Here is a 13,974-nt window from a genome sequence, read left to right as displayed (position 1 = left end):
TTTAAATGGCGGCAAGCTCGGCGGCTTCATCGACATCCACAGTTACCAAGCGCGACACACCGGGCTCGTGCATGGTGACACCGAGCAGCTGATGAGCCATTTCCATGGCGATCTTGTTGTGGGTGATGTAAATAAACTGAACCTGAGCTGACATTTCTTCCACCATGCGCGCGTAACGGCCAACGTTGGCATCATCCAGTGGCGCATCAACCTCATCCAACATACAAAACGGTGCCGGATTAAGGCGGAAAATCGAGAAGACCAACGCAATCGCGGTCAGTGCTTTTTCACCACCACTAAGCAAGTGAATAGTACTGTTACGTTTACCCGGTGGCCGCGCCATAATAGCGATGCCGGTATCCAGCATGTCTTCCCCGGTGAGCTCTAAATAGGCGTGCCCACCACCAAACACTTTGGGGAACAACTCTTGTAAACCGCCGTTAACCTGATCGAACGTTTCTTTAAAGCGTGTGCGGGTTTCGCGATCGATTTTCTTGATAGCGTTTTCCAGAGTTTCGAGCGCTTCGTTTAAATCTTCGTTTTGCGCATCTAAATAATTTTTGCGCTCCGACTCGGTTTTGTACTCATCAATCGCGGCCAAGTTAATGGCCCCCAACCGACTAATACGGTTGGCCAATTGCTCTAGCTCGGACTCAAGCGGCGCGCGCTCGGCACCCTCTTCCAGATTATCGAGCAACGTCTGTAAATCAAAGCTGTCTTCGGCGAGCTGCTCGGCCAAGCCCTTGCGCTGAACCTCAAAGGTTTGCGCGGCTAAACGCTCTTGCTCTAAGTGGCTGCGTACCGCCTGAACCTCTTGCTCGGCTTTGTTGCGCGATTGCTCGGCCTCACGCAAATCGTGCTCCACCGCCTCTAACGCCCGGCGAGACTCGCTTAGCTCCTCTTCGACGTTAATGCGTTTTGCCAGCGCCGACTCTAACTCCATCTTGTTTTCTTCCGCCGGGTCGCGGTTTTCGCTCATGGACTCGGCCAGTTGCTCACGTCGCTCTGTTAGCGTCTCAGTCTGCTCGCGTAGGCGGGCGAGGTTGAGTTTAATACTGTCAATTTGGGTATTAAGTGACGCCGCGCGCATTTGCAGTTCGTGGGCTTTGTCTTTGTCGTGCCGCGCTTTCTGCCGCGCCCCGTCAAGCCTGCCGCGAATTTCGTCTCGTCGCGCCAACAGCGATTCGCGCTCATCGGTGTCTTGCTCCATGGCGCCAATGGCATCGCTTAAAATAACCCGCGCCTCGGCGAGCTGCTCAGCCTCTTGCTCCATTTGCTCGCGGGCTTCACGCACCTCTGACTCAAGACGGCTTTTGCGCATACCCAGCTGCTCGAGCTGCACTTGTTTGGCACTGATGCTGGAGCGCAATTCACTGTGACGCGCGTTGTGGCTGTCCAGCTCGCGGCGCACACTCTCGCGGTCGCTCTCGACGGTTTTTAATTGATCGCGATTTTCGGCCGAGTTTTGGGCCAGCTGTTCAACGGCGTTTTCCGCCTCGACAATCGCCGCATCCAGCTCTTCGATCTCTTGCCGGCGGGCAATCACACCGGCACTGGCATCGGTATCGCGGGCGACTTTTAGCCAGTGTTGACTGAGCCATACGCCATCACGAGTCACCACTGACTCGCCGGCCTTTAAAGATTCGCGCATAGCCAGCGCTGCGGTTAAATCATCGGCGACGTAAATACCGCTCAGCAAACCGGCGACATCCCAGCTGGCAGAGACATGACTGGCTAAGGCCGTATGGTTTGCGCTGCTCGCGGCCGCTGTCGCCTTGCGATCCAGCAACACCAGCTCGCCCTGTGCCAGCTCGGCAATAAACTCGGCGGTACCGTCGATACCATCGACACACACCGCTTGCAGAGTATTGCCCAACACAGTCTCAAGGGCTTTATCCCAACCGTCGGTGACGCTGACGTCCTCGGCTAAGCGCGGTGCATCGCTTAAGCCGCGAGCCTCTAACCAGCCGGTAACGGCTTTGTTTTTTTCGCCCAAAGCGGCTTGCTGCAGCGCGTCGAGTGACGCGTGTCGGCCCCGCATACTTTGCAGTTGGCTGCGCTTGCTGTCGAGCTCTTCGCTAAAACGTTGGCCGTCAGTGCGCAATTGCTCAAGCTGGTCGGCGTAGCCCTCTACCCGCTCGCGCTGCTCGTCCATCAGCATTTCAAGCTCGGCCAACTGCTCGCGCAGCTGCTCGATCTCACTGTCATCGACGCTGGTGTCACCCAGGCCACGCTTTTCCTCGTTGAGCTTTTCTACCCGGCTTAACAAACGTTGCTGCACTTGCTCTAAGTGTTGAATTCGAGACTGCTGAACCTCGGCCCGCTGGCGCGGCTCGGCCGCGCGCAGGTTAAAGTCGTCCCACTCACCCTGCCAGGCCTGCATTTGCTCCTCGGCCTCGGCCAGCAAGTCCCCGGACGATTCCTCGGCGGCCTGTACCAACTCCAGCTCTGGCTCAATTTCCAGTAACTCTTCCTGCCATTGTTCGGCTTTCTCGGTGTCGAGCCGCAAACGATCTTGTGCTTCGTTGCTCTCGCGCTCCGTGCGTTCGATGTCGGCTTGCAGTTGCCGGTTGCGCTCTTCAGCGTGTTTAATACTCTGCTCAACCCGTGCGATATCAGCGCCAATCGCGTAAAAACGGCCTTGAACCTCGTTAAACTTGTCACTGAACTCAGCGTGCTGGGTACGGCATTTTTCAATGGTGGTGTCTTTGCTGACCTGCTCGGTCACAAACGACTCCATGCGTAGCTCCAGCTCGCGAATCGCCTGTTGTTTACCACTGGCTTGTTGATCTAGCTCGCGGTACTTAATAGCTTGCACTTGTGCTTTAAGCTGACGCTCTTGCTTTTTAAACTCGGTGTATTTTTCGGCCGCTTGTGCCTGACGCTCCAGGCGCGACAGCTGGCGCTCTAGTTCATCCCGAATGTCGGTTAAGCGCTCGAGGTTCTCCGTGGTGCGACGCATGCGGTTTTCGGTGTCGCGGCGACGCTCTTTGTACTTAGAAATACCAGCGGCTTCTTCGATGTACACCCGCAGCTCTTCGGGCTTGGCCTCAATTAAGCGCGAGATCATGCCCTGCTCGATGATGGCGTAGCTACGCGGCCCTAAGCCGGTGCCTAAAAAGATGTCGGTAATATCGCGGCGGCGGCATTTAGCGCCATTGAGGTAGTAGTTGTTTTGTCCGTCGCGGCTAACTTTACGCTTGATGGATATTTCGGTGAAGGCGGCGTACTCACCGGCTAAGGTGCCATCGCTGTTGTCGAACACCAGCTCGATGGAGGCCTGACCAACAGGCTTACGGCCACCCGAACCGTTAAAAATAACGTCCGTCATCGACTCGCCACGCAGGTTTTTGGCGGATGATTCACCCATAACCCAGCGTACAGCATCGATAATGTTGGATTTTCCGCAGCCGTTGGGGCCCACGACCGCGCCGAGGTTGCTGGGAAAGTTGACGGTTGTTGGGTCGACGAAGGATTTAAACCCCGCCAATTTAATACATTTTAACCGCATAGGTCCTTGTCACTCGTTATCTTCGCACGGGGCGAGTATTGGAAGCTTTGCGACATTCAGAGATTGAGCTGACCCGTACACTGGCGCTCAGAACCCGCAGCGAGCCGAATTTTAACGGAGAATTCTACACATTTGCCCCTGCGTTTACACCTTTCGCGCAAGCAAAACCGTAATCTTTTTGGGCATTGGGCGAGCATTTTTAGCGCCACGCCAAAGCTCTGTGCAAACTTTAGGCAAATGGCGCAGTAATCACCCTGAGCGGCTTTCGCTACAGCTGAGTATCGATAGTAATCTCCAGAGGCTCCGGCAGCTCGTCAATCGCCAACGGACCACGCAACCCCTGGAGATCCCCAGGGGCGGCACTCACCTGACCACTTTGGGACACTCGTGCCACTATCTCGATTTGGCCTTTGGCAAACAACCGGTCAGTGCTTGTCATGGCCATTGTTTCATCCAAGACAATAGTCATAGGAAACTGTGTTGCGGGCAGACGAGTAACCACTAGGGGCATTGGGCCCGCTTGATATTCTCGCGCATACAAAAACAGAGTGCCGCCCTTGGGTAGCTCCAGATCGGGCGCAAGAGAGACAGTCACCGGAATCGACCAGCTCGACTCGCTCGCAGGCTCTGCTTGGCCGGATTTTTTTACCCCTGCGACCGACTGACCATGTTGCTCCGCCTCTTTAAGTGCACGCGCGACCCCCGCCATCAGAGCTTGTCGCCCTGGGGCACCCTCGGGTGTTAGCTTGACGGCGGCGCCCCAATGGCGGGCCGCTTCGGCAAACTCCTGCTGTTCAAACGCAATAATGCCAGCAAGGCCTAAGGCCGTAGTATCTTTAGGGTCAACCTCTAAAGCGCGAGCCACTAAAAATTCAACCTCGTCATTTAGCTGGTTGCCATTATTTAAGAATATCGCCTGGGCAAGTGCCGAGGCATTACCCGCATCGGCCGGAGCGCTTTGATAGACTTCGCGAAAGCCCCGTTCAGCGGCGTCAAAATCGCCAATTTGGCTGCCATAGCGGCCTAGCAAATACCAGTATTGAGTGTTTTCTGGGTGGTTAACCAGGCGCGCTTCTATCGCTTCTAGTAGTTCACGGGTCCGCTCGGGATCGGGCGCTTGGCCGGCTTGCATCAACGCCATATTGTCGCGCTCAAGCTCTTGCTGCATTTGCGAGAAGAGCACGTCGCCACTAGAGCCGCGACTAAGGTACATCCAGACACTCGCCATCACCAGCAGCAGCAAACTCACCACCAGAATACTGCCCCCACGGCGATTAAGCGGCCGCTCGGAGTCAACCCCTTGATCGGCCAAAAAATTGCGCTGCAGCTCGGCGGTCAGGCGATCGTACTGCGCTTGGTCGATGCGCCCTAGCCGCAACTCACTCTCCAGCTCCGCTACGTGCTCGCGGTACAGGGCTAAATTCTCATCCGTGCGTTGATCACCCGCCTGAACCGCCTCGCCACTCGCACCCGCCAAGCGTCTTGCTCGCCAGGTGGGCCAAATAAATACCACAACAACAAACAATACCGCTGCCGCTGCAGCCAACATAAACTCACTCATGGGGCTGCTCCTGATGCTTGCCTGTCGCTGATGATTTTAGTAGCTGATCGAGCTTCGCTTGCTCGCGCGAATCCAGCGGCTGCTCGAGCTGTTCAGCGCGGCGCTTACGTACCAGCAAAATAATGGCAACAATGGCAATAATCAGCAGTACTATGGGCGCCGCCCACAGCACTAACGTCGCCCCAGTCAGTGGCGGCCGGTAGAGGATATAGTCACCGTAACGAGCAACCATGTTGTCCGTAATTTCTTTGTCACTGCGCCCATCCTGGATTTGCTCGTAAATGTCGCGACGTAAATCTTGCGCGATCATCGAATCGGAACCAGCAAGGTTTTGACTCTGGCATGTGGGGCAGCGCATCTCGTTAATGAAGGCGTTGAAGCGAGACTCATCGACCTCACTATCAAACTGGTATATGGCCTCTGCGGAACACACGGAAGCAAAAAATATCAGTAAAGGAATCAACAGTTTGTGCATCTTTAATGACCTTATTCGTGTTTAAGCGAGTATACCGACCCACCGCACTGTATGCGAGTATACAGCCGTGTATCGGGCCCGCTTTTTAAGCGCATAAAAAAAGTGTAACAATTCAAAAAAAGTGGTTGACGTCAGCGCGCGAATCATTAGAATACGCACCTTCTGAACGCGGGTGGTTAGCTCAGCTGGGAGAGCATCGCCCTTACAAGGCGAGGGTCACAGGTTCGATCCCTGTACCACCCACCACTTAACAGTTTGTACCGGGTTAAGTTTTGCGGACCGGTAGTTCAGTTGGTTAGAATGCCGGCCTGTCACGCCGGAGGTCGCGGGTTCGAGTCCCGTCCGGTCCGCCACTATTTAAAAAGGCTCCACATTATGTGGGGCCTTTTTTATGTCTGCTAAATATGTCCATGTTCGCCGGACGGGACGATGAAGCCGCGAAGCGGTGTTCGACCAATTCGCCGGGAGCGAATTGGCACAGCGCGAAGGCGCTGCCCGTAGGGTGGACGCCTGGACGGCGGCCATGTTTCCCGTCCGGTCCGCCACTACTTAAAAAGGCTCCACATTATGTGGGGCCTTTTTTATGTCTACGCAAAACTCCTGAGAACACTGAGCTTGATCTCTTACCCCAATAGGCCTCCGCTCGACTCAGTCGCAGGGGTCAAAAGCGGCACCTCTTAGCCGTATTACCTGCATACCTCACGACCCAACATCTCTTATAGACCTTTTCCACAAGCCTTTACCATCAACGATGCCTCCTCCGGTGACGCAAAGCATGACTAATCAGGCAATAAAACCAGCACCCGAAAAAAGTCACAAGTAAAACAATCAAAGAGTTGTAAAAAAGAGCATAAGTCACAAGAAGTGACATACCAGCTGCTGTCATTTGATCGTAGGGGCTACTTTCAGAAAAAACAAACATCCAGAGCATCAAGATAAAACACAGGTAGCTTATGATGTAGTGCAGCAAAAAAGCGCCAAAAAAAGCTTTTTTAACATTGCCTCCAGGCCTAATAAAATAAGCACCCAGAAAACCTATCGTAGTAGGAAGAAATGAAAGAGCCAGCGATATGGTCACCTCGCCGGCAACCATATCAGTAGGCTTGCTCTCACAATAAACACCTATCATTAGTGTGAGCGGGATTAACGCAAAGTAGGTGACTTTTATAAGCTTGTAAATTCGTTCCTTATTGACGCTCATATAAAATAAAGTTTCCTAGCCGAAGCTAACCACTTTAAGCGCAACGCTTTAAAACGCGTGTTACTCGAAAGCCATAATCAATAACTCAAAACATCCAACCCAAAAAGCATAACTTACAAATTTGATACACCGAGCCGTGACAGCCGGTTCTGTTACATTTTACGAAAAACACGACACTCTTACGTCACAGTACCAGCAAGCCCGATTAATTTTTGCTGAGCGATTGATATAACGGTTTAAGCGTTTCTTGCCAAACTCGCTCATCAACAACACCAATATGGCGGTACCGTACAACCCCTTCACGGTCGATAACATAGGTTTCCGGCGCGCCGGTCACACCTAAATCCAAACCTAACCGACCTTCGTTATCGAACAAACTATACTCGTAAGGGTTGTGCAAATCTTTCAGCCACTTTTGCGCGGGCGCTCTTTCATCTTTGTAGTTAATACCAATAATCTTGACGCCCTCTTGCTCGGCCAGGCGCACAAGGTATGGGTGCTCGGCCTTACAGGCAAAACACCAAGTCGCCCAAACATTAAGCAGTAAAACCTCACCCCGTAGCTGCTTAGCCGTTACGGTGCGGCTTTCATCTTCCAAAGTGGTCAGCTCAAAATCGGGCACTGGGTTACCGATGAGCGCTGAAGGCATAGCGCTCGGATCAAGTGACAAACCAACGTAAAACAACGGCAGCAAAATAAGCAGAACGATTAACGGAACAAATAATTTAAACCGGCCCATTAAGCCCCCTCCCCCACGGCACTTGGTGCCGCACTGGCTTTGTGTATCGTGGCGCGCTTGCGATAACGCTTATCGACAATCGCCATAACGCCACCGGCGGCCATCATTAGCGCGGCCAACCAAATCCAGCGTACAAACGCTTTGTAGTGCACGCGCATTGCCCAACTGTCGGCATCAATATTATCTCCCATGGCGACATACACATCGCGAGTAAAGCCCGGGTCAATCGCCACCTCAGTCATCATTTGACCACTGGCAAGGTAGCGACGTTTTTGTGGTTTTAAGGTGCGTAATAGGTGGCCATCCTTTTTCATGCTCACGGTCGCCTGGTCGGCTACGTAGTTGGGCCCCCGCACTTTATCTAGCTGCTCCAACGTAAATTGATAGCCCGCCACTTCGACCGGCTTTCCTACGTCCATCCGCAGTTTTTGCTCATCGCTGTAATGGCTGGTAAAACAAACCCCAAGCACGGCCAATGCGATACCTAAGTGCGCGACCACCATGCCATAGTAACTAAGGCTAAGCTGTTGCAATCCTTTAGCCCGGCCATTTTTATTGGCACTTTTTAACCACACATCTTTTAGCGTGGTTAATGCAACCCAACTGCCCAACCATGTCGCCAAAACCATGCTAAGGGCAAAGTCGCCCAGCAACCACGGAACAATAAGCGCTAGCACCACCGACAGCGCCAGTGGCGCAGTTACAGTACGGCGAACCGCACTAGCCTCGGTGCGTTTCCAGCGACTCGCCGGAGCAATGCCCATCAATAGACAGATGATGACCATAAAGGGTAAAAACGTTACATTAAAATAAGGTGCGCCTACCGAATATTTACCCAGCTTGAGCGCATCGGCCACTAACGGAAACAACGTGCCAAACAACACCGTAACCATACTAATCACAAGTAATGCATTATTGGCCAACAGCAATGTTTCACGGGACAAAAATTTAAAGCCGGGGGCACTTTTAACCACCGGCGCGCGCAACGCAAAAAGCAACAGTGAACCACCAACCACAACGGCCAAAAAGACTAATATAAATAGGCCGCGCTCTGGATCGTTGGCAAACGCATGCACAGAGGTAAGCACCCCGGAGCGAACCAGAAATGTCCCCAGCAAACTTAGTGAGAAGGCAAAAATAGCCAGCAAAATGGTCCAGCTTTTAAACAACCCTCGTTTTTCGGTGACGGCCAGCGAGTGAATAAGTGCCGTGCCCACCAACCAAGGCATAAAGGACGCGTTTTCCACCGGATCCCAAAACCACCAGCCGCCCCAGCCAAGCTCGTAATAAGCCCACCAACTTCCCAGCGCGATACCAATCGTTAAAAAGGCCCAGGCTGTCGTTGCCCAGGGACGCGACCAACGGGCCCAGGCACTATCGAGCTTACCGGTCAGCAATGCGGCAATAGCGAAAGCAAATACCGTACTAAAGCCGACGTAACCCATGTATAGCAGCGGCGGGTGAAAAATTAACCCCGGGTCTTGCAACAGCGGATTTAAGTCTGCGCCGTCCAGTGCCGCCAGAGGTAAAACACGGTCAAATGGGTTAGAGGTAAACAAGATGAACATCAAAAAGCCGGTGGCAATAAACCCCATCACCGCGAGCACTCGCGATTGCAGATCGATCGGCAACGCCTTGCTGAAAATAGTAATGGCGAACGTCCAGCCCGACAGCATCAAAATCCATAGCAGCAGCGAACCTTCGTGACCTCCCCATACCGCGCTGATTTTGTAGTAAACCGGCATTAAGCTGTTGGAGTGATTGGCCACATAAGCGACCGAAAAGTCATCGTGAACAAAAGCCCACGTTAAGCAGCCAAAAGCGATAGCGATTAATACAAACTGCCCCGTCGCTAACGAGCGTGCCGATAGCATAAGCGGCAAAGAGCGAATTTGCGCCCCCAATAGAGGCAAGACAAACAAGGCGGCGCTGATCAACAGCGCCAAGATCAATACAAAGTGGCCAAACTCAGGAACCATAAGACATTTCCTCGCAAGTCGCCTCATGCTTTTCGCCGTTATTCATGGCCTCGGCAACCTCCGGTGGCATGTAGTTTTCATCGTGTTTTGCGAGCACCTGATCGGCATAGAATATATCGTCGTCGCGCCACAGACCGTTGACTACTGCGGCCTCACCCTCGGCAAATAAGTCGGGCAAAATACCGTCATAATTAACCTTTAAGGCGCCGTTGGGGTCGACCAACGTAAACTCTACGTGCAGCGAGTCGTCACTGCGCACAACCGTACCCGGGCTTACACAGCCTCCCGCGCGCAAGCGCACATCGCGTGGCACCTCATCGGCACTAAACGCTTTAGGCGGGTAAAACAAATTAATGTTTTGTCGCAGTGCGTACACCAGCAAACCCACGGCAATACTGGATAAAACGACTATGGCGATAACGATGATTAATCGCTGTTTTCTAGCTGGATGCATAAAAGTGTCCGGTTATGGGCCGCTGGAGCGCGCGTGCTGATGTCGCTCTTGTTGCATCGCTTGCTGGCGTTGAATACGCACCAACTGTGAGCGAGCGGTAATAATGGGGTATACCAGCAGTACGGTCAGAATAACCAGCGCAATAGCTGCGCACGACCATACGTAAATGCCGTGACCACCCATTTGTAAAAATTCGGTTAACGACGAAAATCTGAACTCAATCATAGCGCGTCCTCGGCTGGGCGGCCCTTGCCTCGCGCGAGCCGGGCTTGAGCCAGCTGCACGACCCAAGTAGTGCGAGCTTCGCGCACCAGAATTTCGCGGCGAGTGTATAGAATAAGCGCCAAGGTATAAAAGCAGTAATACGCCAAAATACACAGAAGCAACGGATAAAGCATGCTCCAATGAATAGAAGAGCCGCCGGTAAGCTTGATGCTGGCGGGCTGATGTAAGCTGTACCACCAATCGACGGACTTATAAATAATGGGCACGTTGATTGTGCCTACCAACGCCAGAATGGCACAGGCTTTATCGGCCGCATCACGGCTGGGGTACACCTCGGCCAGTACAACGATGCCGGCGTACAAAAACAGTAATACCAGCATAAAAATATTGCGTGCGTCCCACTCCCAGAATGTCCCCCAGGTCGGGTGCCCCCAGAGCGAACCGGTGGCGAGCGTTAAAATTGTGAGCGCCGCACCAATAGGTGCGGCAGACTTCATCACCATAAAGGGCAGCTTCATTTTCCAAATCAGCCCGACCGCCCCAGCGATGGCCATAATATAGTAACCAGCCAACGCCAGTGCCGCGGCCGGCATATGGATAAAGATGATGCGGTAACTATCGCCCTGCTTGCTGTCGATTGGGGCAAATCCAAGCCCCCAACCAATACCCAGTAGCATCAGTAAAATTGTCAGAGGCGCAAACCAAACCAACCAACGACTGGTTTTTTCATAAAACCAGCGGGGTGAACCGAGTCGATGAAACCATTGCCAAGCCAAGTGTCTACCTCATTATTATCAGTGGTTGGATGATATTCGTAGCGCTCCGGCTGCCGCCAAAGGCATAACCAATAGTGCTAGCGCCAGTGCCGCCCCTAACAAAGCAAGCCCTTGGGTGGCGCCAAACCCGGCCACGGCCGAGCTGACAGTGTTGGCGCCGATAATCAGTACCGGTAAATACAGTGGCATAATAATAAGCGTTAACACCAGTGCGCTGCTGCGCAAGCATACCGTAAGGGCTGCACCCATGGCGCCGATTAAGCTCATAATAGCGGTACCGATTGTTAACGATAACACAAGTGGCCAGTAGCCCCCAGAAGGCAGTGATAACATGACGCCTAAAACCGGGGCAATAAGCGCAAGGGGCAACCCCGTCGTCAGCCAGTGGACGATAACCTTGGCCAGCACCGTAAGATATAACGGCTGCGGAGACAAGATAAATTGGGTTAAGCTGCCATCGTCGTAATCCTGCCGAAATAAGGTATCAAGCGACAAGAGCGTTGCCAGTAACGCCATTATCCAAATCATACCCGGCGCAATGGTGGCTAACAGCTTATCGGACGGATCAACCCCTAGGGGCAACAACGTAATACTGATAAGAAAAAACACCAGCGGGCTCGCGATATCGCTGCGGTTGCGCCACAGGGAGGTAAGGTCGCGGCGTATCACGGCTTTAAAACCCGCACCTATTTGATAACGGTTATCCGTATTAGGCATCGGCAAACTCCTGTGGGGTTTGATAAGCCGACAAGTCTAGTATTGAAAATTCCGCCATCGCCAAAGGTTGGTGAGAGGTAAACAAAACTACCCCGCCCTTGGCCGCGTGGCAAGCCATAGCCGCTTCAAGTTTTTGTACGCCAGCCTTATCAATCGCCGTAAAGGGCTCATCTAATATCCACAATGTGGCACGGCTTAGATATAACTGCGCCAATAACACCCGACGCTTTTGTCCCGCCGAGAGTGCGTAGCTGGGGGAGTCTTCAAAGCCCGCCAAATCGACCTCGGCAAGCGCCTCGGCGATAGCGGCCTCAGTGGCGGGGGGATTAAGGGCGCCGAGCCATAAAAGGTTCTCGCGAACACTCAACTGAGGCTTAACCGGCACCTGATGCCCGAGGTAGAGTAACTCTTGGTAAAATGCCTGCCGCTGACGATGGGCGGGTTGCCCGCGCCACAGTACCGTACCGCTGGAGGCCGGTAGCAGCCCCGCTAACGTATGCAGCAAGGTCGTTTTACCAGCACCGTTAAACCCGACAATTTGCAGCAAGGTACCGCGATTGCAGGTATAGTGAACACCACTGAATAACGTGCGGCCATCGCGCTCGCAGCTTAGATTTTCCAGTGTCAGTAGCGGTTCACTCACGTTTTTATCCAATGTCCGAGTAAGACAACCAGTGGCAACTGGTGCTCAAACTTTTGCGCCAGCCGCCGATACCGCTCTTAGAGCGCCTGGCTTTTAGCGTTAGTTTTAGAAAGTCGCGCCGATTATATAGGCGTTAACCACAAATGTTTACCCAAAGACATTGAATAGTCGACGAGTCGCCCCTAATTTGCCACGGAATCCCCCTATGCCAGTGGATATATCGAGCCTTTACACTTCTGCCGGTAGCCTACAGCGCCCCCCGGCCGCCGGCACCGCCTCTAGCACTAGCATACCGCTTGCTCCGGGTGAGCAAGCGCAGGCACAAGTGCTAAAAAGTACCCCGCTCAATGCCGGGCTGGCAAAGCTATTACAGGGCGCGACCAACAACCCCGGCAGCAGCTCTAACCCGCCAGCCAGCGCCGCCACGAGTGCGCCCGACACCGCTGAGAGCGCCCGCAGCGCGCTACTTAATAGCTACCGCAGCGCGCTGGCCCGCAACGAAATGCACTTGGCGGCACTGCTAATTAAAGGCAAAAGCGTCACCACCGTCATCGACAAGCCCCTGGTGAAAGGCCAAGTAATCGATGTGCTACTGACGCCAGAGCGCAAACTGACCGCATTAACCGCCAAGTTTGATATTCCCAGCGTGGCCGAGAGCGTATCACCCAAAACGAGCGCGCTACTTGCCGCGCTAAAACCGGTACTGCGAGAGCTTCTGCCACGCCAAGGGCAACAGGACTTGCTGTCACAATTGCGCCGCCTACCCGACGTATCCAGCAGTGTGACGCAAATTGGCGGCGACAAAAGCCTGACAAAGTTGCTGGGGCAAATTGATCGGTTGGCACTAAACCTCGATGCACCTCCCTCGGGCAAAGCCGTGCGCGAGGCCCTAGAGCATAGCGGCACTCTGCTAGAGCCCAGGCTCGCCCGAGCCACGCAAACAAGCTCGCCAGATGCCGCCGTCAAAGAGGTATTAGCTCGCGATTTAAAAGCGGCGCTACTGCAGTATTTAGCGCCGTTAAAGCCGGCGCCAGGAAGTGCAGCCAAACCTCAAACAAATGCCGCCGCGCCGCCGGTGCCCACGGGGGCTCAGGCAGCGAGCGGCGAACTGGCGCTACCCTCACTGATGCAAATGCTAAGCAGCCACAGCCAGGCCAGCGGTGGCGAATCACTGCGCATGCTGCAAACCCAGCTAGTGCTGCTGATGCATCAGCTGAGCCTCAACACCTTAGCCCGGGTGCGTCTAAATCAGTTGCAGCCTGAGGCAAAGTCGAGCCGCAGCGCTGATGCTAGCGCGGCCCCGCTGCAATTGACGTTTGATATACCCGTCAGACTCGACGGCCATTTGTACCCGGCCCATATAGAAATTGAAGAACAAACGGATGAGGCCGAAGACTCCTCTGAGACAGACAGCGAGACAAACAAGCTGTGGCAAGTCAATTTAACCCTCGATCCGCCGGGCATAGGTGAGTTTTTTGCGCGCCTACGGTTGCGCGGTGAGCAGCTAAGTTTAGCGTTTTGGTCCGAACAGCCGCAGGCATTAAACAAAGCGCAAGAGGCGTTTAGCGGCATCCGTAGTGCATTAGAGGCTCACGATATCGAAGTGCGAGATGTGCAATTCCATCGGGGCGTACCGCCACACAAAGGCAATCAACTTAGCTATCATTTAGTCGACGTAAAAACCTAACGCCGA

General features: G+C 53.6%; 12 protein-coding genes and 2 tRNA genes. 3 read left to right on the top strand and 11 right to left on the bottom strand.

Translation table 11 applies throughout. The features are described 5' to 3' along the window. Position 1: 1 nt before the first annotated feature. From smc to AACY82_RS02015, 3 genes are all read right to left on the bottom strand, one after another. On the bottom strand, positions 2–3,511 hold the full coding sequence (gene smc, locus AACY82_RS02025) for a chromosome segregation protein SMC (RefSeq protein WP_339615090.1): 3,510 nt from the start codon (positions 3,509–3,511) through the stop codon (positions 2–4). 268 nt (positions 3,512–3,779) lie between these two features. Then, entirely contained in the window at positions 3,780–5,072 is a 1,293-nt protein-coding gene (ccmI, locus tag AACY82_RS02020) for a c-type cytochrome biogenesis protein CcmI (RefSeq protein WP_339615088.1), read from the bottom strand. After that, positions 5,065–5,547 carry a cytochrome c-type biogenesis protein gene (locus tag AACY82_RS02015; protein ID WP_339615087.1) on the bottom strand — a complete coding sequence of 161 codons (483 nt, stop codon included), beginning with the start codon at positions 5,545–5,547 and terminating at the stop codon, positions 5,065–5,067. The genes ccmI and AACY82_RS02015 overlap by 8 nt, the downstream gene beginning before the upstream one ends. Before the next feature lie 170 nt (positions 5,548–5,717). Between AACY82_RS02015 and AACY82_RS02010 the strand changes: the two genes are divergently transcribed. Both AACY82_RS02010 and AACY82_RS02005 read left to right on the top strand, forming a co-directional pair. Beyond that, a tRNA-Val gene (locus tag AACY82_RS02010) sits at positions 5,718–5,793 on the top strand. Between the two features lie 30 nt (positions 5,794–5,823). Further along, a tRNA-Asp gene (locus tag AACY82_RS02005) sits at positions 5,824–5,900 on the top strand. A 392-nt stretch (positions 5,901–6,292) separates the two neighbouring features. Here AACY82_RS02005 and AACY82_RS02000 read toward each other — a convergent pair. The 8 genes from AACY82_RS02000 to ccmA form a co-directional block, all read right to left on the bottom strand. Continuing rightward, entirely contained in the window at positions 6,293–6,748 is a 456-nt protein-coding gene (locus AACY82_RS02000) for a hypothetical protein (protein WP_339615086.1), read from the bottom strand. A 205-nt stretch (positions 6,749–6,953) separates the two neighbouring features. Continuing rightward, positions 6,954–7,487, bottom strand: a complete 534-nt coding sequence (locus AACY82_RS01995; RefSeq protein ID WP_339615085.1) for a DsbE family thiol:disulfide interchange protein — start codon at positions 7,485–7,487, stop codon at positions 6,954–6,956. Next, positions 7,487–9,466, bottom strand: a complete 1,980-nt coding sequence (locus AACY82_RS01990) for a heme lyase CcmF/NrfE family subunit (RefSeq protein ID WP_339615084.1) — start codon at positions 9,464–9,466, stop codon at positions 7,487–7,489. The genes AACY82_RS01995 and AACY82_RS01990 overlap by 1 nt, the downstream gene beginning before the upstream one ends. After that, the gene (gene ccmE, locus AACY82_RS01985) at positions 9,456–9,920 is read right to left on the bottom strand and encodes a cytochrome c maturation protein CcmE (RefSeq protein ID WP_339615083.1); all 465 of its coding nucleotides are present in this window, start codon (positions 9,918–9,920) and stop codon (positions 9,456–9,458) included. The genes AACY82_RS01990 and ccmE overlap by 11 nt, the downstream gene beginning before the upstream one ends. Before the next feature lie 12 nt (positions 9,921–9,932). Next, positions 9,933–10,145 (bottom strand): heme exporter protein CcmD, encoded by a 213-nt coding sequence (gene ccmD, locus AACY82_RS01980; protein ID WP_339615082.1) that lies wholly within the window; start codon positions 10,143–10,145, stop codon positions 9,933–9,935. Then, the gene (gene ccmC / locus AACY82_RS01975) at positions 10,142–10,921 is read right to left on the bottom strand and encodes a heme ABC transporter permease CcmC (RefSeq protein WP_339615081.1); all 780 of its coding nucleotides are present in this window, start codon (positions 10,919–10,921) and stop codon (positions 10,142–10,144) included. The genes ccmD and ccmC overlap by 4 nt, the downstream gene beginning before the upstream one ends. A gap of 18 nt (positions 10,922–10,939) precedes the next feature. After that, positions 10,940–11,638 carry a heme exporter protein CcmB gene (ccmB, locus tag AACY82_RS01970; RefSeq protein WP_339615080.1) on the bottom strand — a complete coding sequence of 233 codons (699 nt, stop codon included), beginning with the start codon at positions 11,636–11,638 and terminating at the stop codon, positions 10,940–10,942. Next, positions 11,631–12,281, bottom strand: a complete 651-nt coding sequence (gene ccmA / locus AACY82_RS01965) for a cytochrome c biogenesis heme-transporting ATPase CcmA (RefSeq protein ID WP_339615079.1) — start codon at positions 12,279–12,281, stop codon at positions 11,631–11,633. The genes ccmB and ccmA overlap by 8 nt, the downstream gene beginning before the upstream one ends. 205 nt (positions 12,282–12,486) lie before the next feature. Here ccmA and AACY82_RS01960 point away from each other — a divergent pair, with 205 nt between their 5' ends. Continuing rightward, positions 12,487–13,968: a flagellar hook-length control protein FliK gene (locus AACY82_RS01960; RefSeq protein ID WP_339615078.1), complete on the top strand. Its 1,482-nt coding sequence runs from the start codon at positions 12,487–12,489 to the stop codon at positions 13,966–13,968. Positions 13,969–13,974 lie beyond the last annotated feature (6 nt).

It is taken from the genome of uncultured Gilvimarinus sp., assembly GCF_963972205.1.
Taxonomy (GTDB): Bacteria; Pseudomonadota; Gammaproteobacteria; order Pseudomonadales; family Cellvibrionaceae; genus Gilvimarinus; species Gilvimarinus japonicus.
The sequence above is the reverse complement of the archived record's forward strand: the minus strand, read 5'-3'. Positions and strand labels throughout refer to the sequence as shown.